Origin of the sequence: Paraburkholderia ginsengiterrae (genome assembly GCF_001645125.1) — a bacterium.
Taxonomy (GTDB): domain Bacteria; phylum Pseudomonadota; class Gammaproteobacteria; order Burkholderiales; family Burkholderiaceae; genus Paraburkholderia; species Paraburkholderia ginsengiterrae.
In genome coordinates this window covers 1-25,841 of the sequence record NZ_LXKA01000320.1, presented here as the reverse complement: position 1 = coordinate 25,841, position 25,841 = coordinate 1, and the positions used below count along the sequence as shown (strand labels likewise).

The window sequence follows — 25,841 nt, the reverse complement described above, 5'->3', positions numbered from 1 at the left end:
GAACACACTGGTAACTAATGGGAACAGGTAATGGCGAAAGGCAAACAGGCACCTCGGCGGGTGGTGTTTAAATCTTCTCTGGGGCGCTCGTCCACTGCGGAGCTGGATGCGCTCGTGCTCGACGTGCTCGGTCGCGTGGCCGACAAGTGGACGATGTGCGTGCTCGAGGTACTGGCTCAGAATGGCGTGTTGCGCTTTACGCGCGTCGGCGAGCTGGTGGGTTCGATCAGCCAGCGCATGCTGACCAAAACATTGCGGGAAATGGAGGCGGACGGGCTCGTGCTGCGAACGGTCTATCCGGAGGTTCCGCCGCGCGTCGAGTATTCGTTGACCGAACTGGGCACGAGCCTGTGCGCCGCATTTTGCGGCGTCTGGCATTGGGCCGAAAAGCATGAGCCGGAATTGCGTGCGCTGCGCGAGAAAAGGGAGGTGGGTGATTGAGGGGGCGATCGGGACAGGTAAAGGGGCTGTCTTGACCGGTCTCGATCAATGGAGCATTTACACCGTTGTTGCCAGCCCTTCCCTGACAGACCGTTAGCGTGAGTCCACAGGAGCAGATCACATGCAAACTGTATCTCCTCAGAAAACCATCCTTCTTATCGGCGCATCCCGTGGTCTTGGCCTGGCAATGGCAGAGGAATACCTCAAGCGCGGCTGGTACGTGATCGCCACCGGGCGTGCCACGTCAACGAACAAACTCCGTCACCTCACAGGAGCCATTGAAGTTGAAACCGTCGACATTACGCATCCGGAGCAGGTCGCGGATCTACGCGCCCGGCTTGCAGGCCGACAGATAGACGTGCTTTTCGTCAACGCAGGTGTCAAGAACGATGATCGGGAAACCATCGCGGATGTCTCGACCGAGGAATTCGTTCGCGTCATGGTGACGAACTCGCTTAGCCCCATGCGAGTCGTCGAGACGTTGCAGGATCTCGTCCAACCCAACGGAACGATTGGTGTGATGTCGTCGGGGCAGGGCAGCGTCGCGAACAACACCAATGGAAATTACGAGGTCTACCGGGGCAGCAAGGCCGCGCTGAACATGTTCATGCGCAGTTTCGCGGCCCGCCACGCCGATGATCCACGGACCCTGTTGCTGATGGCGCCGGGTTGGGTGCGGACGGACATGGGCGGCCCTGAAGCGCGATTAAGTATCGAAGAAAGCATCCCGAACCTGGTGAACACAATTGAGGCCTACGAAGGGCGTTCGGGATTGCATTACCTCGACTATCTCGGGCGAGTGGTGCCGTGGTGAGACGGTGGGCCGTGATTCACCAACCGCTTAGCCGTCGTTTTGTATTTCGAGTTTTCGTACATGTCGAACTCGTCAGGCAGACTATTCTCGAAAGTCAATGCCAACTGTGTCGATGGCGTGTGGACACGACGATGCTTCTCTCGAAGTCAGTTGACACCGTGTGTAACTGAATGGAGATAACGATGACTGAGTTCGTAACATGCTTGTGGTTCGATCAAGGCAAAGCGCGCGAGGCGGCGGAGTTTTACGCCGCCACCTTCCCCGACAGCCATGTCGATACAGGACATGTGTCCCCTGGCTACGCAACCCGGAGCGCTGACGAGCGACTCGACATCTGCCCGCCTTAGTTGTGCCATCAACGCGAGGCGGATGAATTGCCATAAGTCGATTCCCAGCCGCCGCCGAGTGCCTTGCAGAGAGTGATGAGATTCGCGTCAGCGGTCCCCTTGCTTTGCTCGAGATTGCTCTGCGCCTCCAGTAATTGCTTCTGCACATTCAGCACATCCAGATAGTCAAGCGCCCCGGCCTTGTAGCGCTGCTGCGCTACCGAAAGTGCCCGCTGGTTCAGCGCAACCACGGCGGTCAGCCGATCGCGGCGCCGCTGCTCGGCATCGTAGACCACGAGCGAATCATCCACCTCGCGCCATGCCTCGAGCACGGTGCGTTTGTAGACGAGCGCGGCTTCCTGCTGCTGCGCCTCGCGCAATTGCAGTGTCCCCTTGAGGCGCCCACCTTCGAAGATCGGCATGGTGATGGAGGGGCCAACTACGAACTGTCCCGACGCCCAGTTGGCGAGACTCGAAAGCTGAAGACTCTGGAAGCCCGCGCTGCCATTGAGCGAGATGCGCGGATAAAAGTCAGCTTTTGCCATGCCGATCGAAGCCGTCGCCGCATGCAGGTCCGCTTCCGCCTTCCGTATGTCGGGCCTGCGTTGCACCAGTTCCGACGGAAAGCCAATAGGTACCTGTTCAGGCAGCTCGGGCACGTCATGCGGCTCGCCTAGTGTTTGCTTCAGTGCACCCGGCTCCCTGGCAAGCAGGACACCAATCGCGTTGATCGTAGTTTCGCTTCGCGATTCGAGCGTCGGAATCAGACTTTCGATCGACTCCACCTGCGCGGACGCATTGGCTATGTCCAGATCCGTTGTCACGCCGTCACGTACCCGGACCTGCGTGAGCTTCGCGGTATCGCGGGCAATCTCGAGATTTTGCCTGGCAATGCTCAGCAATGACTGTGTGTCGCGCAACTCGATATAGTCGCGAGCGAGTTCGGCGCGGGCCGACAGCAGCACGGCGTTTCGGTCCTCGAAAGAGGCATCCGCCAGGGCTGACGCAGCCTCGATGCCGCGGCGATTGCGCCCCCAGATATCGAGCTCCCAGGAGGCATCGAAACCCATTTGATAGAGGTTGTAAGCCGGTGAACCTTTGGAACCGGGCAACGGCGCCACGCCAAGCGGCGTATTGCCCGAAGCGGATTGCGACTGGGTGCCGGTCGGGGTGACGCCGAGCAGAGACAGTATGCCGTTCGGACTTCCTCGCTCGCGGTCGTACGACGCAGCGCCGTCCAACGTGGGCATTTCAGCCGCACCCGCCACGCGCTGTTCGGCCCGGCTTTGCCGAAGGCGCGCCGACGCCGCGGCCACATCGAGGTTCGCATCGGCCAGTTGCTGTTCGAGCGCGTTCAGCGTGGGATCGTTGAACAGTGTCCACCATTGCGGACTGAAATCAGCCTCAACGGGCTTGCTGGATGCTTGCGCGGATTGGGTGCGATCAAACACCTGCGCCGGCGGGGACGTTGTTGGACGTTCAAAATTCGGGCCGACGGTGCAGCCTGCGATCACCAGGCAAGCCAATATCTCCAGGACGATCGCGCGGAAGGAAAGGGTGTTCGCGTTCACTGTGTGTCTCCCTGCCTGGCCAGCGCATCGCGATGCTGAGCGACGGCCACTTCCGTTTCGACAGACAGCCCCACGCTCAACTCGGACGCCGCCTCCTGACCGGGGTCGATTGCGATCTTGACGGGGACGCGTTGGACCACTTTCGTGAAGTTGCCCGTCGCATTGTCGGGTGCGATTGGCGCAAAGCTCACCCCGGTCGCGGGCGCGAGGCTATCCACGCGGCCGTGAATCACCACGCCGGGAAGGCTGTCGACCTTGATCCGCACGCTCTCGCCAGGCCGCATCCGGGTAACCTGGTTTTCCTGGAAGTTGGCGACGACATAGGCTTCGGAAAGCGGCACGATCGCGAGAACGGGGGCTCCCGGCGTCACGAATGCGCCCACCCGCGCTGAACGCCGCCCAACCTTGCCGTCGACCGGTGCGTGAATCTCCGTATAGGACAGGTTGAGCCGCGCCTGTTCGAGCGCCGCCTCGGCACGCGCGAGCGCGCCGGCCGCCTTGTCGCGCTGGGTCCGCAGGACGTCCAGGTTCTGCGCAGTCGAAGCCAGCGCAGCCTGGTCGTGGGCCTGCTGCGCGAGTTGCTCCGCGAGCGTGCTCGACGCATGCTGTTGCTCCTGGGCCGTTCCGGCGCCGGCTTGCGAGAGATCCTGGTAGCGCGCGGCGTTGGCGCGCGCAAAGCCGATCGACGCATCGTCGGATTTGAGCGTCGCGCGGGCCTGATCGACGAGCGAGGGCTGCCGCGCGATCTCCGCGTCGTAGTTGGCGACGGAGGCCCTGGCGGCGGCAACGTCCGCTTCGGCGCTCATCAATGCAGCCCTGAAGTCGCGATTGTCAATCCGTACCAGCAATTGGCCGGCTTTCACCGATTCGTTGTCCTTGACGAACACCTCGGATATCTGCCCGGCGACACGCGGCGCCACGAGGGTGAAATCGACCTCGACGTAAGCGTCGTTGGTGGATTCGGTGTTCGGGTTGCCTGAGAGGCTTGTGCAAGCCCACGCACCGACGCCGGCTGCGACAACCAGAGCGGCAACACGAGTGATTTTGAGGGGAGAGCGAGCAGCGGAAGACATGATTACCGTCCCTTGGTGGGAAGATGAGGTGTAGCGCACCACGGTGGATAAATACGCACGGGCAACACCGGCACGAGGAAAAGAAGGGCAATGGCAACACCGGCCATCACGCGGTAGAGATCCGCCGAGGTCAGTACGACAGCCTGTTCGTGGATCCGGTGGGCAAGCTCACCGAGCCCGTGAACCGCGTCGATGCTTTGGCTCGTCATAAGCGCGTGGTTGCCCAAATGGTCCACGAGCATGTTCGAATGAAGGCGTTCGCGACCGGTGCCCAACCCTTCGATCAGACCCGTCGCCACAGCTGCGGAAAACGTCTTGATCGAGTTGAACATGGCAGAGGCGAACGGACCGTCCGTTGGCGGCAAGCCTGTGGTCACGCCCATCAGGATTGCCAGGATCACCATCGGTTGCGCAACGATCTGAATGGATTGAAGCCAGTAGAAATTGTTTCGAATCCACTCGGACGTGATGAAGCTGCCCATCAGGCAGGTGGCGGCCATCAGGCACAATCCGATGGCCATGACCCACCGGTGGTCGACCCGCCGCAGATTCAGGACGGCAGCCGTCAGAGGAAGGGCGATCAGCAGCGGGATCGCAACCAGCAGCGACAGGGGCGCGGTTTGCAGTGGCCTGTACGCGTGAACCTTGGCGAGATATTGGCCGGGTATCGCAGCCACGCTCACCAGCAGAATGACCGCGCCCACGAGGGTCGTCAGTCCGTGCAGGAAGTTTCTGCGCGACAGCATCTGCAGCTTGAAAAACGGAAGCGGATGAAACCACTCGTTGACGAGGAATGTCGCGAACAGCAACGCACCGCCAATGAACATCGTGCGAATGAACCCGGAATCGAGCCAGTCGAGCCGATCACCTTGCAGAAAGCCGATCACGAGCATGGCGACGGCGGGAAATCCCGTCAGAAACCCGGTCCAGTTGAACGCTCCGAGCCGTTCGAGTTTGAGCGGGTCTGGCGGCAACCCTTTTTGGATCGCCACGCAGCACACGATGCCAAGCGGCACGATTTGCCAGAAGACCATTTGCCAACCGACATACTCGGTCCACAACGCCGCGAGCGGTGTGCCGAGCGCCGGCCCGAAAGTCGCCGTGAGCGCGTACCCGGCGAGTCCGTATAACTTCACTTTGGGCGGAAGATAGCGCAGCGCCACGATGATCAACATGGGCGGAAGGCATCCGCCGGCCATGCCTTGCAGGACGCGCAACACGTAGAGCGTCAGCAGGTTCGGCGCGAAGGGGCAAAGCAAGCCGAGGAGCATCGTGGCGATCACGGCGCCGATCGTGAATCGTTTGAGCGTGAAGGTGATGCCGAACCATGGCGCAAAGACCATTGTCGCGACATTGGCCGCTTCGAATAGCGCGGTCAGCCAGGTGCCGTCGTCATGCCCAATGGAGAGCGCGCCCTGAATATCCGTCATCGACAAGGCCGTGACCTGTTCGTTGAGAATTGCCAGCAGAGACGCGAACAGCATTCCGACGAGGCCAATCGTTAGACGAAACGAAAGCGCGGGCTGTCCGGCCGCTCCTGCCACAGGCACGGACACCGGTGCCGGCGGCTGTGCGGCGCTCGGAGCTTCCCGCACGGGTGCTAAAGTGTTGCCTGTGGACATTGGGGTTCCTTCTCTGCTCATAATGAGTAGCATGCCTAAGTAGCTGTGATGGATGGCGTTTGCAAATATCACAGATCCTTCAACATCGATTACGTCTTGCGGACCGGTTCAAGGCTTGCGCTGAACCTCTTCAAAGTACTGTGGCGCTTCCCGGCGATCGAACATGCCATATTCCCGGATGATGCGGATATTCCGCAGGCGTGAGCTATCCACCGGCGCCGCGGCGCGTTCGAACGCTTCAGCCGCCGCATGGTCGCGCCACGTCGCCACTACGATCACGTCGCCTGGTGACAACAACGCGCTGAAGACGTCTCAGGAAACGAGGCCGGGGGCACTTGTATCCAGACCAATTGACTTCGCCACACCCTCTGCGCCAGTCTGTTTGATCCACTCCGGCGAGCATGTCGCGTCGAGCAACGTCACCGCTTTGCCATGACCTACCTCGGTGACATCCATGCGCTGTTCGCGCAAGACCTGTCCCGCGGACAACCGGTTGTCGCCGACCACCTGGCCAATGCGAAGGCGATCGTCGGCAAACACCCGATCCCGCGCCGCTTGCTGTATCTTGTGGTGCACTGTCGTGGTGCGCCAACGAATGAGCGACTTCTCGTCGCGCCAGCTTGAGAGCGAAAGGAGCCAGCCCTCGCGTGTGAGACTTGCAAAGCAGGTGTTGTCGATAAATCCGTCGATCTTTTCGAGTTCGGGGCGCAGCATCTAAGCCATGCCGAGATAGGCGTTGAACTGTTCGGGAATGGGGTTGACTTCAAGCATTGCGGAAAACACGAACGGCTCCTTGATCAGGTTGGCGGGTGAAGCCATTGTCGAGGATTGGCTCAACGCTTCGGAAACCACCTAGGTAGGTATTGGGCCAATGAATGAGCGATTTTTGCCAACGTGCGATGGATGTCCCCGATAACCATCACTACCGGAAAGAGTCTTCTTCAAGTGGCGAGGCGGTTTATTCGGCATGGGACATTCAAATTCTTGTTTTAGCCACGCAATAACGCGAAGCGTCGCCATGCGGCTTACCACGCATAGAATCACGACGTGCGAACACGGTGATCAGGACGAGAAGAGACATGGACAAACTGCGTGAGATGGAAGTGTTCGTCGCTGTGGTCGACCGAGGGAGCTTTACCGGGGCGTCCGACAAGCTCGCCATGTCGACGGCCGCGGTTTCGCGGGCGGTCAATTCGCTCGAATCGCGCCTCGGCACACCGCTGCTTGCCCGGACAACGCGAACGATTCGTCCGACGGATGCAGGTACGGCATACCTCGAAGCCTGCAGGAAGGTGTTGGACACCATTACGGATGCAGAAGCAAACATCGCTGCAGATCAGCTGAACCCCGTGGGTACGTTGACTGTTTCGGCACCGGTTCTGTTTGGCCAGCGATATATTGCCCCTCTGGTCAACGCCTTCGCGCTGCGTTATCCCGACGTGAGCCTCAACGCCGTGTACGCCGATCGAACCGCGCGGCTCCTCGAGGAGGGGGTGGATATTGCCATCCGTATCGGTCACCTCGGCGACTCCTCGACATTCGCCGTTCCGTTGGGATTTGTGCGGCGTCGAACCTACGCGGCGCCTTCTTATCTTGCCGCGCATGGGGAGCCGCTTCACCCCAGAGATCTGACGCAGCACCAGTGTGTGTCCTTCACGGGCGTTTCACCGCCGCTTGAGTGGGTGTTCAACGAGAACGGTGCGAGGTTGCCCGTCAGACTTCAGCCGCGGATGATCGTCGACCTGGGGCCCGCTGCCATTCTTGCTGCGGTCGACGGTGTGGGGATAACCCAGTTTCTGTCGTACCAGGCCGCTCCCGAGTTGATCGAGGGCAGGCTCCAGGCTGTCCTGACCGCATTCGAGCCGGAGTCGATTCCGGTGAGCCTGCTTCATGTTGAGCGGCGAAGCACGAGCGGCAAGATTCGCGCTTTCGTCGACTTCGTTACCGAGACGCTACGCAACAACGCGCACCTTCAAGGCGTGGACGCTACAGCAACGCGAACCTCCCGGTAGGCGTCCACCAGCGCATCGAGATTGAACGCCCGGTTGAGTCCGCTTGGATTCGGCAAGACCCACGCGCGTGCGCCGCCGAATCGCTCTGTTTGCAGACCCCACTCGATACTGCGCGTGCCGGAAATTGCCGAGAGCGCCATCTTTCCAAGGAAGGCGATGTCGCGCGGCGCGTACCGCTCGATCTTGCGCCGGAAAGCCTCTCCGGCCAGCTCGATTTCCAGGCGCGACAATTCGGCGGCCTGCGCCGTTGGCCGTGGGACAACTGTAGTTAGACCACAGCCATATCGAAGGAGCGTGCGGTCGTCTTCGGGGCGAATCTGTTCGGGCGTAAAGCCGGCAAGATGCAACACGCGCCAGAAGCGATTGCCTCTGCCTTCAAAGTGATGCCCCGTGGCCGCCGCACGGATGCCCGGATTGATGCCGCAAAAGATAAGCGACAAGCCGGGCTCAAGAACGTCAGGTAGAGATTGAACGGAGTCACCGTCAGTCACGAATGATCCTGTCATTGCAAGGAAGCCTGCGTGCCTGCCTCACCACGGAATCGTTGCCGATACTGTTTCGGCGTGACTTCCAGCCGCCGCGAGAAAGTGGTGCGCATATGCGTGGCGCTGCGAAAGCCGCATTTGAAGGCCACGGTCTTCAGCGGTGCGTCGCTGTCTTCGAGCAATTTTCTCGCCGTGTCGACCCGCACCTGCTCGACAAACGCGGACGGCGTCACCTTTGCGTGCTTCGCGAAGACTCTCGAGAACGTCCGCCGGCTCACGGCCACCGCGCCCGCAAGCTGTTCGATCGAGAGCGCATCGGTAATGTGCTCAGTCACGTAGCGGTGCACTTTGCCGATAATTGGATCTTCGTCTCTTCCGGTTCCCATATACGGGCTGTACTGAGACTGGCCGCCTTCCCGCTGGATATAGACGACAAGACGTTTTGCGACACGCACCGCCAACTCGTGTCCCCAGTCTTCGGCGACGAGCGACAGGCACAGGTCGATGCCGGCGGTCACGCCCGCCGAGGTAAACAGGCGTCCATCGCGAACGAAGATCTTGTCGGGCTGCACGCTCGCCTGCGGGAATTCCTGGGCGAGGCGCCCCGCGTCCGCCCAGTGCGTCGTCACTTCCTTGCCGTCGAGCAGACCCGCGTGGGCAAGCACAAACGCCCCATTGCAAACGGAGCCAAACCGCGTTGCGTTTCGTGCCTGATCTTGCAGCCACGCCAGAAAGTCGCCGGATAGTTGAGCGTCGGGTAGTTGCGGCCCGCCGGCGACCAGCAGCAGGTCCCATTGCGTGTCGAGATCGGCAAAACCGAACGGCACGTTCAACCCCATCCCGTTCGAGCAGGTCACGGTGCCCGCGCGGGGGCCAACGAGCGACACTTCATATTTCTGCTGATCGGAAAGAATTGTGTTGGCTTCCGCGAACACGTCGAGGGGGCCTGCAACATCGAGTGCCTGCACACCATCGAATATGACAATGGCGACTTTCATACCGTGACCTTCGCGGAGTAAATGGGCTTGTTTGCGATACCGGCGTTTTGCCTGGCTTTGGCTGAGCCGCCTGACAAAGCCGATCGACCGGTGCTGACGAGCGACGGCCCAGCTTACTGTAGTGGCCCGGAAACAGGGAGGCTGCAACCGGTAAGAGTCTTTTGCGGCCAGACAATGGGATCGGACTCGGGCTTCGCCCAACGAAGATCGACACCGCCGCGCTGTTGGCCCAAAACTCACCTTGATTGGCCCGGCATCGCGCCACCGGCGTGTTTCCTCTGCCACGGCGCCTGATTAGACTGCGTTTCATGGATGCGGCTTCGGCCTCCTCGTCGAAAGTAGCGTTCTACGTTGAAACGGGACGATAACCATGGACAGATTCATCAGATTGAAAGCGGGTCATAGCTTGCACCCGGCGGTCAGCGCGTGTGCTCGCAGTGGATGCGGCCGTTCGTGTTGCAGTGTATTCCCGGAGTGATGGGGTATGCATGTTGCCATGATGCTTTACGCGGGATTCCGGCTGCTCGAAGTGACCGGCCCAATGGACGTATTCCACGAAGCGAACCGTTTGTGCGGTGCAACCTTGTACGAGCAGCACCTCGTGGGGCCGGCGCCGGGGCCTGTGCTGTGTTCGAGCGGCATCGCGGTGGGCACTACGGAAAGCTTGTCGGATGCGGATGGTTTATTCGACATCGTCGTCGTGCCGGGCTCTCCGGTTACCGGTTCGGGGCGTGAGCGCAGCGATCTGGTGGACTGGCTTAGCAAATCCGGGCGCAAGGCGAAGCGGCTTGCCTCGGTGTCCAACGGGGCCTTTTTAGTCGCCCGCGCCGGCATTGCGGACCATCGCGCGTTGACCACGCACTGGCGCGACGCGGAGCGTCTCTCCGCCGCGTTTCCCCTGGTTCACGTCATGGGTCATCAAAAGTACCTGAAGGACGGCAACCTGTACTCGTCGAGCGGCGTCAGTGACGGCATTCAGGTGGCCCTGGCGCTGGTCAGGGAGGACTTGGGCGACGAACTCGCCAGACGCATTACCCAATCATTGTCGAGGCAGTCGTGACTCACTCCCAATCCAGTCGATCTATGGTTGACGAGAATTTGATCCATAGGGCACTCGCAAACCCTTTCCGGCGGGAGATCCTGATGTGGTTAAAGACGCCGGACAAATACTTCGTGCGCGGATACGTCGATCTGGGCTGCGGGGTGCCTTCCAATGCCATTCACTCGCGCAGCGGACTGTCTCAATCGACTGTGTCGGCGCACGTCGCGGCGTTGGTCGAGGCAAGATTGCTTGTCTCGACCCGCGTGAGTCAGTGGATGTTTCTGGCGCGAAATGAAGATGTCATTCGCGCCTTTGCGGAACAGATCACGTTGCATCTGTAGCGGCCGTTTCCCTCCCAGTCGATCACGCAGTCCCCGAAGCATGTCCGCTTTCGCCCATCCGTCGTGGATCGTCGTATTCCCGCGAGATGTCCTTGTTGGTGTAGTCGCCCATTCGTGACGTGGCAATCAGGCTGACCACGGCGCACGCGAACACATAGCACGCAATGGCGTAGCCCGAATGGTAGTAAGCGAAGAGCGCGGTGGCAATGAGCGGGGCAGGGCCGCCGGCAATGACGGAAGCCAGCTGATAACCCAGCGATGCGCCGCTGTAGCGCATCCGCCCGGTGAACGACTCGGCGATCAATGCGGCTTGGGGACCATACATCATCGAATGCGGCACCAGTGAGAGCACGATGGCAACGAAGATCCACAGTGGATTCCTGGTATCGACCATTGCAAAAAACAGGAAGCCAAATACGCCGACCGCCGCGGCGCCGATCATATACATGCGCCGGCGTCCAATCAGATCGGACACGTGGCCAAACAACGGGATCGTCACGAATTCCACCAGGGAAGCCGCCAGCACCGCCATCAGCAACAGGTCGCGTGACGCGCCAAGCGTCCTGACGCCATAAGTGAATACGAAGGCGGTGTAAATATAGAAAGGCGCCTGTTCGGCCATGCGCGCAAGGGCCGAGAGAAGAATGTCCTTCGGCTGGCGGCGCAGGACTTCGAGCATGGGCGTTTTTTCGATCCTGTGCTCGGACAGGAGCTTCGCGAAGATAGGCGTCTCAAGAATATTCAGGCGGATGTATAGGCCGATCGCAACCAGGACGATACTGAGGAAGAACGGCACCCGCCAGCCCCACGAGAGAAACGCGCTGCCCGAGTACTGGCTCATGGCCAGCACCGCCAGGTTCGCGAGAAACAGTCCCGCCGGCACACCGAACTGCGGCCAGGACGCGACGAAGCCGCGATGCGCGTTGGTGCGGGTCCATTCCATCGACATCAGAACCGAGCCGCCCCATTCGCCCCCCACGCCCACGCCCTGGATGAAACGCAGCACGGTGAGCGCGACGGCGCCCCAGATGCCGATTGCCGCATAGGTCGGAACAAAGGCCACGGCGAACGTGGCGAGTCCCATCAGCAGGAGCGTGACGATCAGCGTGGCTTTGCGCCCGATGCGATCGCCATAGTGGCCGAAAATAGCCGCCCCGACTGGCCGCGCTATGAAGCCGACGGCATAGATCAGAAAAGCCTGTAGCGTGCCGACAAGTGGATCTGATTCAGGAAAATAGAGCTTGGCGAAAACCAGGCCGGTGACGGTGCTGTACAGAAAGAAGTCGTACCATTCGATCGTTGTACCGATCGTGCTGGCGAGAACGGCGCGGCGCAACTGGCGCCGGGCCTCCTCATCGGAGAGGGGCATCGCCCCTGATTGGGTGGCAGCCATTTGGCATCTCCCCACAAACACAGAACAGAAAAACGGCGTACATCTCGATGGCATCCTGGGAAATGCAATCAATGGACACAAGAGAACCCTCTGCATCCGCCGTGCTCCTGCCAGTCAGGTCGGTACGCGAAGGCGGCAACGACCCGAACGGCAGTCCAACTGAACATGCAGCAATCGGCGTGCCAGCCCCGTTACCCGGAGTCGCGCAATCCTTTTCCTTCAGCCGGGACGGCAAACATTTTCTGCTCGACGGCAAGCCTTTCCAGATCCGTAGTGGGGAGATGCATCCCGCCCGCATCCCCGTCGAATACTGGCGGCATCGCATCCTTATGGCGAAGGCCATGGGGATGAACTGCATCGCGATCTATGTCATGTGGAATTACCACGAAGCGAGTCCCGGCGTTTTCGACTTCCATTCGGGGAACCGCGATATCGGAGCATTCATTCAGCTTTGCCAGCAGGAGGGGATGTGGGTGCTGTTGCGGCCGGGTCCGTATATCTGCGCAGAGTGGGATCTGGGTGGTATTCCGTCGTACTTATTGAGTTATCCGGACATCGAGCTCAGGACGGACTCAGCTCGCGATTCTCGCTATATGTCAGCGGTGGCGGGCTATATCAGGGAGTTGGGCCCGCGCATCAAACCACTGCTCGTGAGTCACGGCGGCCCGATCCTGATGATTCAGATCGAAAACGAATTCGGCTCGTACGCCAGAAATCCGGCATACCTCGAAGAGTTACGACAGCTTTGGCTTCAGGAAGGGATACAGGGACCGTTCTATACCGAAGACGGCATCAAGCAGCTTGAGCAGAATCGCACGACCGTCACGGGTGGCGCGATTGCGTTGAGCAATGGCAATGCAGAGCAAATCGCGGCCGTCCGGCGAAAATTCCCAACTGTTCCGGCCATGGCCGGTGAAGTGTATCCGGGGTGGCTCACGCACTGGGGCGACGAGACGTTCAAAGGTACTGACGTCGATCTCTCCAGTACGCTTGACGCGTTCATGCAACGCAAGCAGTCATTCAACCTCTACGTCATTCACGGCGGCACCAGCTTCGGCTTCTACGCCGGCGCAAACGTGGACGACCGCTCCGGTGAGTATCAGCCCGACATTACCAGCTACGACTACGCCGCGCCGATCAGTGAGCAAGGCGCGGCGACTTCGAAGTACATGCGGTATCGCGGCATCATCGCCGGATATCTTTCGACGCCGTTGCCCGAGCCACCGCAACCGGTCCCGACGATCAGCCGCACAGGAAGCGATGCCTTGATGCCGGCGCGTTGGGCGTCCATCTGGGACAACCTGCCGGCCGCGCTCCCCGCCGCGCAAACCGTCCACCCACAAGCTTTCGAAATGTATGGCCAGACATCTGGCTTCGTGCTGTATCGCAAGAGGCTGCCAGGCTACCGGGGCGGCGTGCTGGATATCGCTCAGGTTCACGATTACGCGACGGTGTTCGTCGGCGGGCAATACGTGGGAGGCGTGTCCAGAGCGCTTATGCCCGAACGCTGTGCGCAACCGCTCAATGTCATGCGCCACGCGCCGCTTGAGGTTCCCCGTGTGCCGCTGCCGCCGGACGGCGACGTATTGCTGGAGATCCTCGTGGAGGGCATGGGACGCATCAATTACGGTCACGCGATGATCGACCGCAAAGGCATACTCGAGCCGGTCACGTTACAGGATGTGGAGGGTTCGAGCGACACGCTCATCGGCTGGGAAGTCTTCCTGTTGCCGATGGATTCCGCGTTCATTGCTAACCTGCGTCCGGTTTGTGCGAATCCAAACAAGGGCGGGCTGTTCTTCAAAGCGACCTTGCGGTTGGATGCGCTCGGCGATACCTATCTCGACATGCGTGACTGGACCAAAGGTGTGGTCTGGGTCAATGGACACAATCTGGGACGCTACTGGAATATCGGTCCGCAAAGACGTTTGTATTGTCCCGCGCCGTGGCTGAAGCAGGGTGACAACGAGATTGTCATCTTCGATCTGCACCAGCTGGAAGCGAAGCCTATTGAACTGGCTTGCACGCTATCGTAAAGGCACCCCAAGCCAGCAATGGGCAATCCGCAGCGACCTTGCTTACCCTTCGCCAGCGACAGGCACCATCTCCAGCGTGAACACGTCGAAAGGCGCGAGTGAGAGGTTGTGCGGCTGGTCCGCGTCCAGCACTGGCGGAACAGGTACGGCATGACCGTGCCACACGCCGAGCGCGCGGAATCGTTCTGATGCGCCTGCGGGCAATTCCAGTTGCCTGTGCAGGTCGAGCACGAAGTCCTGTGCCATGCTGTTAGGATTGCGCAGCGTGATGATCGACTTGACTGGCGACCATGCCGCCCATCCATACACCTCGAGTCGGTCCGGCGCACCGCCAATCCAGTGGCTGTCGCGCAGCACATCGGCATTCGCCCGGGCCCACCTGGCGGACTCGGCCAGAACGTCCCAGTCGTCGTCACTCAACAGCGATGGCGTGATGTACAACTCCTGCAGCTGGGCGCCGCTGCCGAAGTACGAATGCACTTCATGGGCGAAGTCATGGCCTTGAGCGGTATTCAACCGATCGTTGTGCTGTGCGTAGATGATGCCATGGAGCATCAGCGAGTTGAGTGGAAATAGCGGACTCCTGACTACCACGTTGTGGTAACACTGAGCGTCCCGATAGGTAATCCAGCGTTCGCGATTACTGCCTACGCCGGCCAGGTCGTCATCCTTGCCGCCGCGCCAGATCGAATCGGCGTAGCGTAGCCAGAACGGCGAGGGGTAGGTGCCGACCGTGAGGTTGACGAAGGTGTCGGGCCGGGTCCCGCGGATGTCTTCGATCAACTGGATCGCCGCGTCCCAATCGCTGCTGAAGCGGCTGCCGGGGACCACCGTGTCCACATGGCCGGTCCCATCGAACTTGAACTGATTGATGCCGCGCCGCGTGAGCAGGTCCATGACGACTTCATGAAAGCGTCGATAGTAGGTCGGCCCGGACAGTGCAAAGCGGTCGTCGATAATCTCGTAGCCGGCGGCGCGGCCTCGCGCCACACGTTCTTGCCGTGTGGCACCATAGCCGCCCCACGGCGACAGCCACACACCCGGCGCCGCGCCGTACCGGGCGGCGGCATCGCGCAGAGGCACGAATCCATTCGGAAAGTCCGTGCCGAAATTCCAGCTGCCGCTGTAGTCGTCCCAACCGTCGTCGAACAGGAACGAATCGAGTTGTGCGCCGCGCTTGTCGTGCAACTCGCGGCCGATGTCGTCGATGCGTTCAAGCGCTTGCTGCTGCGTGTACGCCGTGAGGTAACCGATGTCGTACCAGCAGTTGTAGTGAAGAAACGGGCGGTATGGATGGGCGCGTTCGCGTTCGAGATAAGCTGCGAAATCGCGGCGTAGCTGGCCGTCGCGTGCTATGCCCGCCACGGCGGACGCGACAATCGTTTTGCCTTTTTCCAGCGGCAAGGCACGCGGCAGGACGAACCTGACGGTGTCGCCGCTTACCTGACTCTCCGCCAACGGAAGCTCGAAACCGAGGTAGACGTTGCCCGTGACCACGGGTGTTCCCTTGAACTCGCCGCAGATTTGGGCGCCGAACGCCTGCGTCTCTAGCAGTGAAACGGTGGCGATGTGTTCGTCTTTGTTGATCGCGGTAATGGCCACTTGCAAGCGTAGGTACTGCGAGCTATCGCGTTGCTCAACGCTCAGCTCCACGCGCAAATCCCCGCGTTCGTCGACAAGGAGGGCGCTCACCCGTCTGCCGGCGATCCGTTCGGCCAGTCGGGATGCGTTGGAATTTGCTGCCAGCCTGTCTTCGCGCAGCGCGGCGACGAGTTGCAGGTCGGCGATGCCCAGCGTGCGGCCGTCGGCCAGCGACAGCGCAAACGGTGCGATGACCGGCAGCGTACGGGCGTGCACACGGTCGGTCAGGGTGAAATCGGTCAGATGCTGATCTCTGACGGTCCAACTCAGGGCGATCGCCGCGTTACCGAAAGAATGCCGGTCACCGTCCGTCAGAAACGTGGGCATGCCCGGATGCGTAGACACCGTTTCTTTAGTATGCATGGACGAAGCACGGGATTAGGGAGATGGTTGTTCCGTCTGCTGGCGCTCGTATTCCTTGTACTTCATCTGAAGATAATCCTGCCGATCCAACTCATGCAGTTGCCGCGGATACTGCTCAGTTGCATCGAACCAGCTAATGAGGCGTTGCTGCAGGCGCTTGTCAGATGTGCTGGACAGGGATCCAAGATAGGCGTCTATCGCCAGGTAGTAGCGCATGGTATTGCGTTCCACCAAACCGCGCACCCCGCCTATGTATTCGGGTTGCGCGGAGGACGAACCACCCGTGGTGGTAAAGCCGACCTTGCCGCTGCCGATTGTCGCGAGATAGGTTTTCATGGCGAGGCGGCCCGCCATGCCGTAGCCGTACGAGTAGGTCAGGTGCAGAAAGGTCCGGTTGGCATCGATGCCAGCCGCTTCGAGCACAATGCGGTAGTCCTTTGTGCTTAGCGGACCGCTGTCGGCGGTGAGGTCCACCTGGAAGTAGCCTGGGCTCGTCGCGACTGGGCGGTAGCGGAACTGTATGCGAGAGGCGTCCGCGAGTTTCTGCTCGACTTTTTTGCCGATGTACACGGTCAGCATGTTGCCGCTGGCGCTGGCCGAGGCATGGCAATACTTTGTGTTGAGGTGCAGTATCAGCACATCGCACCAGTTGGCCGGGCCATGCACGGGATCATTGAGCGCGCCGCTGACGGTCGCGTACGGATAGTCCAACACGGCGTAAATGTCGCCCTTGATCGTGGACGGCGACTCTACGGATTCAAGATAAATAGGACGCTGGAACTGGTTATGTTTGAGCTGTTGCCCCAGGCTCTGGTATTTGTCGCGCAAGTTCGCGGCATCGTCCGCCGCGAAGGCGAGCAGGCCATGGCACAGGCAGAACATGGCCACGATGGCCAGCACCAGTGTCAATCCGAGCGGCTTGTTGTTGCCTACGTTTTTAGCAAGCGTGACCATGAATGTGCCAGAGCCTCCTGCCTGGGATTATAGGCTCCTGCCGTGCAACATACCGTCTATCGCTCCCGGACCCCAGGCGCCAATGCCTTTACAATCCAGCATTCGTTCCGACAACGGTGATTTGCGTGATGAACCTGAAATACCTTCTTGCCCCGACGTTCGCGGCGGCTATTCTCGCCGCAAGCGCAGCCGCGACAGCCCAAACATCCGGCGGCACCGATACGCCCAAACTGCAGTGCGCTATCGGGTATGTCACGGGCGTGGGTGGCTCGGAACAGAGCGTGCGTGAATACCTGGCGACCCCTTCGAGAGATCAATACCGCTATATTGCGGACAACCCGATCCACTGCAAGGTCTCGGACGAGGGGCGCGCGTCCGACTGTACCGGCATCACCAACCTTAGCCGTGAAAAAGTCAGCGTGTACGACGAGGTCGACAGCGCGATCGTTTCCGTGGTCGCGCGCGTGGAACTCGAACACGGAGACATCTATCCGGTGATTATCGCTGTGCCGAGGAAGGATGTGAAATGTCAGGAGTGACCGGCGTCACAGCACGGACGCCGGGTTAGCGCCGTCTCGCTTCAGAAAATGACGTAAACCTTCCGCATGGTTTCCTCGACTTCCCAAAGCCCTTCGGTATTCGCTTCGAAAAAGAGCGTGTCGCCGCTGGCAAAGTGAATGGTTTCCTCGTTGTCGGGCGTGAAGCGTCCGCGGCCGGAAAGGAAATGCATGACCTCCGCCTGTTTGACCGAGCGGCGGTACGTGCCGGCCGTGCATTCGAAAATGCCGGTGTCGATGGATTCACTGCCCTCAATGACACGCTGTACGCCCGACACCTGGAGCGGCGTCGTGCCGGGCAGCCCGGCCGTGCCCCAATCCTCCAGGTGCTGCAGATTGACGCTCTGTTTGATCTGTTGAACCTTCATTGTGCGTTTGCCTGTTGAATGGGTATGGGCCAACTCATGCGTTGGCTGCAACGGTTTGCTCGACCTTGCCGAGCCGCACGACCGTCACGCCGGGGCGCAACTGCCGCAACGAGGGCATGACGAGCATGCAGTTGTCGTAAGGCGTGGACACGGCCTCGCCGTTCGACCAGCCGATCACGGTGCCCGCGTCCGGGAAGACTTCCAGCCCGGTGTACGGCGCGGCGAAACGGAAGTCCATGCTGGTCGCCACCACCGGCTGCGTGACCCGCACGATGCGCTGAGCGGGCGGCAACGGTGCGAGCCAGCCGGCCGGCAGGTCGGTCTCGTCGATAACCCCGGACAGCAACAGAAAGCGCGCCGTCGTGTCGCGCGCCACGGCGACGGCGCCACGCTCCCAGTGCTGTCCGCATTCGATCAGCAACGCGTTCTTCGGGCTGCCCGCGTCGCCGAAACCTTCGTAGTCACGCATGCGCCGGCCTTCCGGATGCCCTTCGTCGCAGATCACCGTGGCCGGCGTGCCGAGCCGCACGGCCAGGTCGATCCCTTTCTGCAACGGTCCCGCCACGATTAGCGGCGCGCTCTTCTCATGCATCGAATGGAGATCGAGCAGCATGTCGACGGTGTCGATCACCGGCCGCATGGTGCGCGCGCGGGCCAGTTCGCTCGACGTGCGCGCGGTGTCGTCGAGTGCCGCGGCGGTCCACACGCGGTTGAAGTCCTGATCGACGAAACGGGCCGCGTCCGGCTTGGCGGGATCGAAGCTCTGGTAGGCCGCCACGTTCGCGAAGGCGAGCGTCAGGCGTCCGCGGCGCGGCCTCAGCGAGCGGCGCAGCAGCTCGTCGACGACGATCGCGCCGCACACTTCGTTGCCGTGCGTTAGCGCATTGATCATCACGTGCGGGCCCGGCGCGCCGGAGTCGAACGTGTGCACGTAGGCGATGCCGCGGGCCGAATGCTCGTGAACCGCGATGTCGGGGAATTCGATTTCGATTGGATAGGTGTCGGTGCTCATGTCGTGGCTCATTCGAGGTTGCCCTGGCAGAGGTACTTGATCGAGAGATAGTCGTCGAGACCGTACTTCGAACCCTCGCGACCGTAGCCCGATTCCTTCACGCCGCCGAACGGCGCGGCTTCGCTCGACACCGCCCCTTCGTTGATGCCGACAATACCCGCTTCGAGCGCACGCGCCACGCGGTCGATGCGCCGCGCGTTGTCACTATAGAAGTACGCGGCGAGGCCAAACGGCGTAGCGTTGGCCGCTTCGATGGCCTCGGCTTCGGTATCGAATCGGAACAGCGGCACGACCGGGCCGAAGGTTTCCTCGCTGTTCAGCTGCATGCCGGGGGTGGCGTCGGCGAGCACCGTCGGCGCGTAATAGTGAGGGCCGAGCGCGGTCAGGCGCTTGCCGCCCGTCAGCACGCGCGCGCCCTGCGAGACGGCGTCGTCCACGTGACGGGCGATCTTGTCCAGCGCGCGGCTGTTGATCATCGGGCCGATCTGCGCGGCGGGATCGGTGGCGGGGGCGACCTTCAGTGCGCCGACGCGCTCGGCCAGCATGGCCCCGAAGCGGTCATACACGCCGGCCTGCACGTACACGCGGTTCGGGCACACACAGGTCTGTCCGCCGTTGCGGAATTTCGCGGCCAGCAGGCCCGTGACGGCCGCGTCGAGGTCGGCGTCGTCGAACACGATGAAGGGCGCATTGCCGCCGAGTTCGAGCGACAGCTTCTTCAGCGTTTCAGCCGATTCGCGCGCGAGATATTTGCCGACCGGCGTCGAACCGGTAAAGGTGATCTTGCGCACGCGCGCGTCGTGCAGCCAGTCGGCGACAGCCGCGACCGCGCGATTGCGCGAGGCGGTGATCAGGTTCAGCACGCCCGCCGGCACGCCGGCTTCGTGGGCCAGCAGCACCAGCGCCGAAGCGGTGAGCGGCGTGTCTTCCGCGGGTTTCGCGACGACCGTGCAGCCGGCGGCGAGCGCCGGCGCGATCTTGCGCGCGATCATCGCGAGCGGAAAATTCCACGGCGTGATCGCCGCGACGATGCCGATTGGTTCCTTCACGGCCGTCATGCGCTTGCCGCGATGCTGCTGAGGAATCACGTCGCCGTAGATGCGCGTGGCTTCCTCGGCGAACCACGCCACGTACGAAGCACCGTACGCCACTTCGCCCTTGCCTTCGGCAAGCGGCTTGCCCTGTTCAAGCGAGATTAGCGCGCCCAGCGCGTCCTGATTCGCGACGATCAGCGCATGCCAGCGATGCAGCACCGCGGCGCGTTCCTTGGGCAGCCAGGCGCGCCACGCGGGCAGGGCGCGCGCGGCGGCGTCGGTGGCGGCGCGGGCGTCGGCGGGGCTGCTGTCGGCCACGTCGGCGATGACCTCGCCGGTGGCGGGATCGGTGACGGCAAAGCGCAGGTTGTCTTGCGCCGGCTGCCATTGACCGTCAATGAAATTGTCCGAGCGAATCAGCTCGCTCAATTCGAATGTGCGTGCCATGAGGCCTCCTCGTGCCTTAATCGTGTTTAAGCCAGTTTCGCCGCGATCGCCTGGCCGACCTGGGTGGTGTTCGCCTTGCCGCCGAGATCGCCGGTATGCGGGCCTTCGACCAGCGTGGCTTCGATGGCCTTGAGAATCGCGTCGTGCGCCTCGCGCTCGTTGCCCGTGTGATTGCCGAGGAAGTCGAGCATCATCGCGGCGGACCAGATCATCGCAATCGGATTGGCAATGTTCTTGCCGGCAATATCGGGCGCCGAGCCGTGCACCGGTTCAAATAGCGACGGAAACTTGCGGTCCGGGTTCAGGTTCGCCGACGGCGCGAGACCGATGGTGCCCGTGCAGGCCGGCCCTAGATCGGAGAGGATGTCGCCGAACAGATTGGTGGTGACCACCACGTCGAAGCGATCGGGGTTCAGCACGAAGCGCGCGCAGAGAATGTCGATGTGCTGCTTGTCCCACGTCACGTCGGGATACTGCGCGGCGATGCCGGCCGCGCATTTGTCCCACCACGGCATGCTGATCGCAATGCCGTTGCTTTTCGTGGCCACGGTGATCTTCTTGCGTTCGCGCCGTTGCGCGAGGTCGAAGGCGAACTTCAGCACGCGCTCGCTGCCGTGCCGCGTAAACACCGATTCCTGCAGCACGAATTCGCGCTCCGTGCCTTCGAACATCACGCCGCCCACCGAGGAATACTCGCCTTCGGTGTTCTCGCGCACGATCCAGAAGTCGATGTCGCCCGCCTTGCGGCCGGCGAGCGGCGAGGGCACCCCGGCGAAGAGCCGGGCGGGGCGCAGGTTGATGTACTGATCGAACTCGCGGCGGAATTTCAGCAACGAGCCCCACAGCGAAATGTGGTCGGGCACCGTGTCGGGCCAGCCCACCGCGCCGAACAGGATCGCGTCAGACGATTGCAGCTGGGCTTTCCAGTCGTCCGGCATCATCTTGCCGTGCTTCGCGTAGTACTCGCAGCTGGCCCATTCAATGTGCTGATATTCCAGCTCGATACCGAAGCGCGCTTTCACCGCCTCCAGCACGCGCAGGGCTTCCGGCATCACTTCGACGCCGATGCCGTCGCCGGGAATGACCGCGATCCGATATTTTTTCGACATGTTGCTGCTCCTCCAAATGGGGTCTTCGATGATTCGATAGCGGTTATTTTATTCCTGCTGTTTCGGCTTAAAATAGTCGCTTCAGTTAAGCCACTGTGCACGAATCGTGAATAAACTCCTGTGCCGCTAACCGACCTATGAACGGCTTCCCATCACCCGATCTCGACGATTTGCGCGTGTTTTGCGAGGTCGCGCGCAAATCGAGTTTCAGCGCGGCGGCGGAGACCCTGTCGGTGTCCGCGGCGTACGTCAGCAAACGCATCAATGTGCTCGAGACTACGCTTGGAACGCGCCTGTTGCATCGGTCCACGCGGCGCGTCGCCATTACGGAAGCCGGCGAGCGCGTCTACACGTGGGCCGAAAAAATTCTCGACGACGTCGATCAACTGGTGGAAGACGTGTCCAGCACCCGCCGCATTCCCGGCGGCAAGCTGCGCATCTCCAGCAGTTTCGGCTTTGGCCGGCGTTTCGTCGCGCCCGCGCTGGCGCGCTTCTCCGACCAATATCCGCAGTTGAGCGTGCGGCTCGATCTGTTCGACCGTCTCGTCGACGTGGGCGGCGAAGGCTTCGACCTCGATATCCGCATCGGCGACGAGATCGCGCCGCATCTGATCGCGCGGCGGCTCGCGTCGAATCATCGCGTGCTGTGCGCGTCGCCGGGTTATCTCGCAAGGCATGGCGCGCCGCGTCAGCTCGCCGATCTGTCCTCGCATGCGTGCCTGGCGATCAAGGAGCGTGACCATCCATTCGGGCTCTGGCGCTTGACCGTGCGCGGCGAAACGGTGTCGATCAAGGTGACCGGGCCGCTGTCGACCAATCATGGAGAAGTGGCGGTGCAATGGGCTCTGGCCGGACGAGGCATCGTGCTGCGCTCCATGTGGGATGTGCGGCCGCTGCTCGAGAGCGGCCAGTTGCAACAGGTGCTGCCCGATGTCACACAGCCGGCAAATCTGTGGGCGGTTTATCCGGCACGGCTCGCGCAATCAGCGAAGGTGCGGGTGTGCGTCGACTTTCTGAGCGAGGAATTCGCGCAATGGAGTCCGCCGGCCGATGGGGCGGCCGAGGCGGCGCCGCCGAACGGCAGGCCGCCAGGTCAGGGGGATTAGAAAATGACTAGCGCCAAACGGCGATATAGAAGATTACATAAAAGGCTACGGTTGCTATTGCAAGCAGAAGTATATTTTTCGCTATAGAGGAAGTAGCGCGAGTCTTTTTGAATCCGACGATTGTCCATAGCAGGCTTGGCGCCACAATAAAAACTGCGATAGCCACGTATCCCCACGCCGAGCCGTGACAATGCTCGATGTCCCAGCAATCGTGCCAATGCGTATTGATTAACGGCCAGGAATGGCGCGTTGCGAATCGGCTGATCCAGACAGCCGACTGCCATGAAATCAAGGCACCTATGCAAAGGTAAATCATCGATAGGGCCACGCGCTTCACTTTATGTCCCAAAAGAGAATTTGCTTCGACTTGCCCAAATCAGAGTACCAAGCGGACGATATGCCAAGAGCAAAGCGAAAAAACGATGTGGCACGGCCCTGAAAACCCGGTGACGTTAGGGTGCTACCGTTCCACAAGTCGATATGATCGCCCGACGTCTGTCCGGCACGATCAGTATTGCGCGCCCAGTACCCTGAGAAAAACACGATCCCCGTGCGACCTTTGATTTTGTCCTGCCATCCCGGACCAGTAATGTCCGCTGGCGAAGGAAGGCCGGCAAACGGTTTCAACTTTAGCCATTGTGCCATTTCGCCAGCGCGCAGAGCGGTTCGCTTCCCATCAATGCGAATTTGTCCTTCCCCTTTGAACGATTTCATCTCGACGCCGACAGTGTGCAGCGTGATACTTAGGCGGATTGCACACTGATTATCCGCATATACGGGCACCGCGCCGGTCTTTGAGTCGCGGAATGGGGCTTCTTCATCCGGGTACGCGGCCCAAAGCTCTTGAAACGTGAGCACATTTAGCTGAACATCTTTGATCGAGCCTTGCGTAGTGTTCGTTTGAACATGCGTTTTCGCGTTCGGCATTACTTCCATCCCTCATGTGCCAAGGCTTCATCGCCCCAATGGATCGTGTAGTGAGCGGCGGTGTCCGTGTAGATGCGTGGCAAGCGGCTGGAACTATCAATACGCCCGCATATAGCTTGCCCGTCTGCTGTCTCGATTAAGTATGGATAGCCCGCGAGCGACATGCGGGGAGCGCTTGCCATTACCTGCTCGTCGTAGTTGACGCCCGAACGCGTAGACGGATGCGTAGGAGTAAGCGCCGCGCGACCCTTATCTATATACATAACGCTACGCGCGTAGCGCGATATGACGCGCGGGTGTTGCTCGCACTCGCAGATAACAATATCGCCGCCCACGGCCTCCCATGAATTCTCGCGATTGTCAAAGCCCCGAAGGCCTTGTTCGATTTTTGCGCCCGCGAGAATCGGGCCGCTCGTCCCGCAAACGCCGCAGAACGCTACGTGTCCGATGTACGTTTGGCGGCGCGGGCGGCCCTCGTCATCGTCTATGGTGGAGTAACTGGAGCCGTTCAGAACCCGACCCCCATGCCCGTTATCGAGCGGATCGCCTTCTACTACCGCGTAGTAAATCGTCATCGTTCCCTGTCCCTGTTGTGCGCTCAAACTGCTGCGCCTTCCGCCTGCATCGCAAGCGCCTCGTCGCCTCAATAGACCGTGTACCGCTGCGCTCCATCTTTGGCGATGCTGCCGTCGCTCTCACGAGCGCGATATCGGACTCATCTGAATTGGGGTGGGAACAATGCAAGGCGCATGGCGACGCGCGCTTGATTTGACATTCGACAAAATGTTCTTAGGCTGTGTTTACAATTTGACGTAAGACCCGAACGCGCAGGCAAGGGCCGCAGACACGAGATAGCTGTCCGCGAGCTTGTCGTACCGCGTGGAGACTCTACGAAAATGTTTGATACGATTGAAGACGCGCCTAACAACATTGCGTGTGCGGTTCAGCGCGCGATCGCAGCGTCGTTTGGTCTTGCGATTCGAACGTGGAGGAAAGACGACCTTCGCTCCCATAGCACGCACGGCCTGTACAAAGGCATCGGATTTGTAGCCCTTGTCAGCAATGATGGTCGTGGCGAAAGTCGTCACTCAGCAGTGTGCGAGCCATCTTGTCGTGCTCGCGCAAACGACAAGATGTAAGCCCATTTCTGCGAGTGTAAACAGAGCCTAGTTGTGGTTCTGCGAGAACAGCGTTTCGAGCGGGTAGTGACTCTTCACGAACGGCGACTTGATGATCACGTAGCTGAAGTACTTCTCGATACCAATGTCGCGTTCCAGCAGACCTTCCACGATGCTCTGGTAGTGGCTCACGCTGCGCGTGACGAACTTCAGCAGGTAATCGTAGCCGCCGCTCGCCAGATGGCACTCGACAATTTCATCGACATCCTTGATCGCATTCACGAACTTGATGAAGTCTTCCCGCCGATGATCGGCGAGCGTGACTTCGGTGAAAACGATCTGCACGTCGCCGAGCTTTTCGAGCTGGATCTGCGCACCGTAGCCGATGATGTAACCGGCTTTCTCCAGACGCTTGACCCGGATCAGGCAAGGGCTGGGCGAAAGGCCGACCGCATCGGCAAGCTCGACGTTGGTTATGCGGCCTTTCTTCTGCAACTGGGAGAGTATGCGTAGATCAATGCGGTCTAGCTTGCAGTCGCTGCTCATCGTAACGTCGTCGCTCCGGCGAGTGGGGTAAGTGGCTGGGGGTGCCCTCTACTCTAGCATGCGGTGGCATGAGTTTTGACGTTCAGCGCGGCGCGTACATCGGCTTGTGCGAGAACATCGTCGAGGGTTTTTTCGAGCCGTTCAAACAGCAGGTCGAACTCCGCCCCGGTATACGACAGCGCCGGTGCAAAACCGAGAATGTTGTCGCCGAATGCACGGAAAATCAGGCGGTTTTCATAGGCGGCAGCGGCAATTCGTTCGGACAGTTTCAGCGCCGGGTCGAAGCCCGCCTTGCTGTCCTTGTCCGCGACGAGCTCGAGCGCGCCGAGCAGGCCGCGATCGCGCGCGTCCCCCACGAGTGCGTCCGCGAGCAGCGTCTCGCGGCCCCGCGCAAACCGCGGCGCGCGCGCCACGCCGTGCGCGAGCCGACCGCCTTCGTGACAAAGACCCAGCACTCCGCGGCCGCCCGCCGCCCCCCCCGGACGCGCCGACGCCCTCTGTCCAT

24 protein-coding genes and 3 pseudogenes are annotated in these 25,841 nt (G+C 60.9%); 9 read left to right on the top strand and 18 right to left on the bottom strand.

The features are described from left to right. Positions 1–30: 30 nt before the first annotated feature. From A6V37_RS21775 to A6V37_RS39390, 3 genes are all read left to right on the top strand, one after another. On the top strand, positions 31–441 hold the full coding sequence (locus A6V37_RS21775; RefSeq protein ID WP_082902567.1) for a winged helix-turn-helix transcriptional regulator: 411 nt from the start codon (positions 31–33) through the stop codon (positions 439–441). 121 nt (positions 442–562) lie between these two features. Next, positions 563–1,255 carry an SDR family NAD(P)-dependent oxidoreductase gene (locus A6V37_RS21770; protein ID WP_064265463.1) on the top strand — a complete coding sequence of 231 codons (693 nt, stop codon included), beginning with the start codon at positions 563–565 and terminating at the stop codon, positions 1,253–1,255. Between the two features lie 182 nt (positions 1,256–1,437). After that, complete coding sequence (locus A6V37_RS39390; protein WP_423213092.1) at positions 1,438–1,602, top strand: VOC family protein; 165 nt, start codon at positions 1,438–1,440, stop codon at positions 1,600–1,602. Between the two features lie 8 nt (positions 1,603–1,610). Here A6V37_RS39390 and A6V37_RS21765 read toward each other — a convergent pair whose 3' ends face one another. The 4 genes and pseudogenes from A6V37_RS21765 to A6V37_RS21750 form a co-directional block, all read right to left on the bottom strand. Next, complete coding sequence (locus tag A6V37_RS21765; RefSeq protein WP_064265464.1) at positions 1,611–3,152, bottom strand: efflux transporter outer membrane subunit; 1,542 nt, start codon at positions 3,150–3,152, stop codon at positions 1,611–1,613. After that, a complete protein-coding gene (locus A6V37_RS21760) occupies positions 3,149–4,225 on the bottom strand; it encodes an HlyD family secretion protein (RefSeq protein ID WP_064286338.1) in 1,077 nt (358 codons plus the stop codon). Before A6V37_RS21760 ends, A6V37_RS21765 begins: the two co-directional genes overlap by 4 nt. A gap of 2 nt (positions 4,226–4,227) precedes the next feature. Then, positions 4,228–5,847 (bottom strand): MFS transporter, encoded by a 1,620-nt coding sequence (locus tag A6V37_RS21755; protein WP_064265466.1) that lies wholly within the window; start codon positions 5,845–5,847, stop codon positions 4,228–4,230. A gap of 108 nt (positions 5,848–5,955) precedes the next feature. Next, positions 5,956–6,630: pseudogene (locus tag A6V37_RS21750) on the bottom strand (antibiotic biosynthesis monooxygenase family protein). A 296-nt stretch (positions 6,631–6,926) separates the two neighbouring features. Between A6V37_RS21750 and A6V37_RS21745 the strand changes: the two are divergent. Beyond that, positions 6,927–7,859, top strand: coding sequence for a LysR family transcriptional regulator (locus A6V37_RS21745; RefSeq protein WP_064265467.1), 933 nt, complete (start codon positions 6,927–6,929; stop codon positions 7,857–7,859). On the opposite strand, the gene mug is transcribed toward A6V37_RS21745, so the two are convergent. Then, on the bottom strand, positions 7,820–8,365 hold the full coding sequence (mug, locus tag A6V37_RS21740) for a G/U mismatch-specific DNA glycosylase (RefSeq protein WP_064265468.1): 546 nt from the start codon (positions 8,363–8,365) through the stop codon (positions 7,820–7,822). The two genes, A6V37_RS21745 and mug, sit on opposite strands and share 40 nt — an antisense overlap. Then, positions 8,362–9,342 carry a GlxA family transcriptional regulator gene (locus A6V37_RS21735; protein WP_064265469.1) on the bottom strand — a complete coding sequence of 327 codons (981 nt, stop codon included), beginning with the start codon at positions 9,340–9,342 and terminating at the stop codon, positions 8,362–8,364. Before A6V37_RS21735 ends, mug begins: the two co-directional genes overlap by 4 nt. Before the next feature lie 484 nt (positions 9,343–9,826). Here A6V37_RS21735 and A6V37_RS21730 point away from each other — a divergent pair, with 484 nt between their 5' ends. Further along, entirely contained in the window at positions 9,827–10,402 is a 576-nt protein-coding gene (locus tag A6V37_RS21730) for an AraC family transcriptional regulator (RefSeq protein WP_100249330.1), read from the top strand. A 23-nt stretch (positions 10,403–10,425) separates the two neighbouring features. Beyond that, the gene (locus A6V37_RS21725) at positions 10,426–10,725 is read left to right on the top strand and encodes an ArsR/SmtB family transcription factor (RefSeq protein WP_064265470.1); all 300 of its coding nucleotides are present in this window, start codon (positions 10,426–10,428) and stop codon (positions 10,723–10,725) included. Between the two features lie 22 nt (positions 10,726–10,747). Here the strand turns inward: A6V37_RS21725 and A6V37_RS21720 are convergent, their stop codons facing one another. Next, a complete protein-coding gene (locus A6V37_RS21720; RefSeq protein WP_064265471.1) occupies positions 10,748–12,118 on the bottom strand; it encodes an MFS transporter in 1,371 nt (456 codons plus the stop codon). A 71-nt stretch (positions 12,119–12,189) separates the two neighbouring features. Between A6V37_RS21720 and A6V37_RS21715 the strand changes: the two genes are divergently transcribed. Continuing rightward, positions 12,190–14,154 (top strand): beta-galactosidase, encoded by a 1,965-nt coding sequence (locus tag A6V37_RS21715; protein ID WP_082902568.1) that lies wholly within the window; start codon positions 12,190–12,192, stop codon positions 14,152–14,154. 42 nt (positions 14,155–14,196) lie between these two features. Here the strand turns inward: A6V37_RS21715 and A6V37_RS21710 are convergent, their stop codons facing one another. Beyond that, a complete protein-coding gene (locus A6V37_RS21710) occupies positions 14,197–16,158 on the bottom strand; it encodes an alpha-galactosidase (protein WP_207547565.1) in 1,962 nt (653 codons plus the stop codon). Positions 16,159–16,173: 15 nt separating this feature from the next. After that, positions 16,174–17,112: a hypothetical protein gene (locus A6V37_RS21705; protein ID WP_064265472.1), complete on the bottom strand. Its 939-nt coding sequence runs from the start codon at positions 17,110–17,112 to the stop codon at positions 16,174–16,176. Positions 17,113–17,246: 134 nt separating this feature from the next. Here A6V37_RS21705 and A6V37_RS21700 point away from each other — a divergent pair, with 134 nt between their 5' ends. Continuing rightward, positions 17,247–17,651: a hypothetical protein gene (locus A6V37_RS21700; protein ID WP_064265515.1), complete on the top strand. Its 405-nt coding sequence runs from the start codon at positions 17,247–17,249 to the stop codon at positions 17,649–17,651. 41 nt (positions 17,652–17,692) lie between these two features. On the opposite strand, the gene A6V37_RS21695 is transcribed toward A6V37_RS21700, so the two are convergent. Genes A6V37_RS21695 through A6V37_RS21680 form a run of 4 tightly spaced genes read right to left on the bottom strand, consistent with a single transcriptional unit; the run spans position 17,693 to position 21,639 of the window. Continuing rightward, complete coding sequence (locus A6V37_RS21695) at positions 17,693–18,037, bottom strand: cupin domain-containing protein (RefSeq protein ID WP_064265473.1); 345 nt, start codon at positions 18,035–18,037, stop codon at positions 17,693–17,695. Positions 18,038–18,071: 34 nt separating this feature from the next. After that, complete coding sequence (locus A6V37_RS21690) at positions 18,072–19,049, bottom strand: M14 family metallopeptidase (RefSeq protein WP_064265474.1); 978 nt, start codon at positions 19,047–19,049, stop codon at positions 18,072–18,074. 8 nt (positions 19,050–19,057) lie between these two features. Continuing rightward, positions 19,058–20,530 carry an NAD-dependent succinate-semialdehyde dehydrogenase gene (locus tag A6V37_RS21685; protein ID WP_064265475.1) on the bottom strand — a complete coding sequence of 491 codons (1,473 nt, stop codon included), beginning with the start codon at positions 20,528–20,530 and terminating at the stop codon, positions 19,058–19,060. A 26-nt stretch (positions 20,531–20,556) separates the two neighbouring features. Further along, positions 20,557–21,639 (bottom strand): tartrate dehydrogenase, encoded by a 1,083-nt coding sequence (locus A6V37_RS21680; protein WP_064286337.1) that lies wholly within the window; start codon positions 21,637–21,639, stop codon positions 20,557–20,559. A 137-nt stretch (positions 21,640–21,776) separates the two neighbouring features. Here A6V37_RS21680 and A6V37_RS21675 point away from each other — a divergent pair, with 137 nt between their 5' ends. Next, a complete protein-coding gene (locus A6V37_RS21675; protein ID WP_064265477.1) occupies positions 21,777–22,745 on the top strand; it encodes a LysR substrate-binding domain-containing protein in 969 nt (322 codons plus the stop codon). A gap of 333 nt (positions 22,746–23,078) precedes the next feature. Here A6V37_RS21675 and A6V37_RS21670 read toward each other — a convergent pair whose 3' ends face one another. The 5 genes and pseudogenes from A6V37_RS21670 to A6V37_RS21655 all read right to left on the bottom strand — a co-directional run. Beyond that, positions 23,079–23,672, bottom strand: a complete 594-nt coding sequence (locus A6V37_RS21670) for a type VI secretion system amidase effector protein Tae4 (protein ID WP_064265478.1) — start codon at positions 23,670–23,672, stop codon at positions 23,079–23,081. Further along, entirely contained in the window at positions 23,672–24,247 is a 576-nt protein-coding gene (locus A6V37_RS21665) for a PAAR domain-containing protein (protein WP_064265479.1), read from the bottom strand. Before A6V37_RS21665 ends, A6V37_RS21670 begins: the two co-directional genes overlap by 1 nt. Before the next feature lie 225 nt (positions 24,248–24,472). Beyond that, positions 24,473–24,739 (bottom strand): annotated as a pseudogene (locus tag A6V37_RS39380) (transposase); the annotation flags it as partial. A 99-nt stretch (positions 24,740–24,838) separates the two neighbouring features. Beyond that, positions 24,839–25,336 (bottom strand): Lrp/AsnC family transcriptional regulator, encoded by a 498-nt coding sequence (locus A6V37_RS21660; protein WP_064265480.1) that lies wholly within the window; start codon positions 25,334–25,336, stop codon positions 24,839–24,841. A gap of 53 nt (positions 25,337–25,389) precedes the next feature. Next, positions 25,390–25,841 (bottom strand): annotated as a pseudogene (locus A6V37_RS21655) (aspartate aminotransferase family protein); the annotation flags it as partial.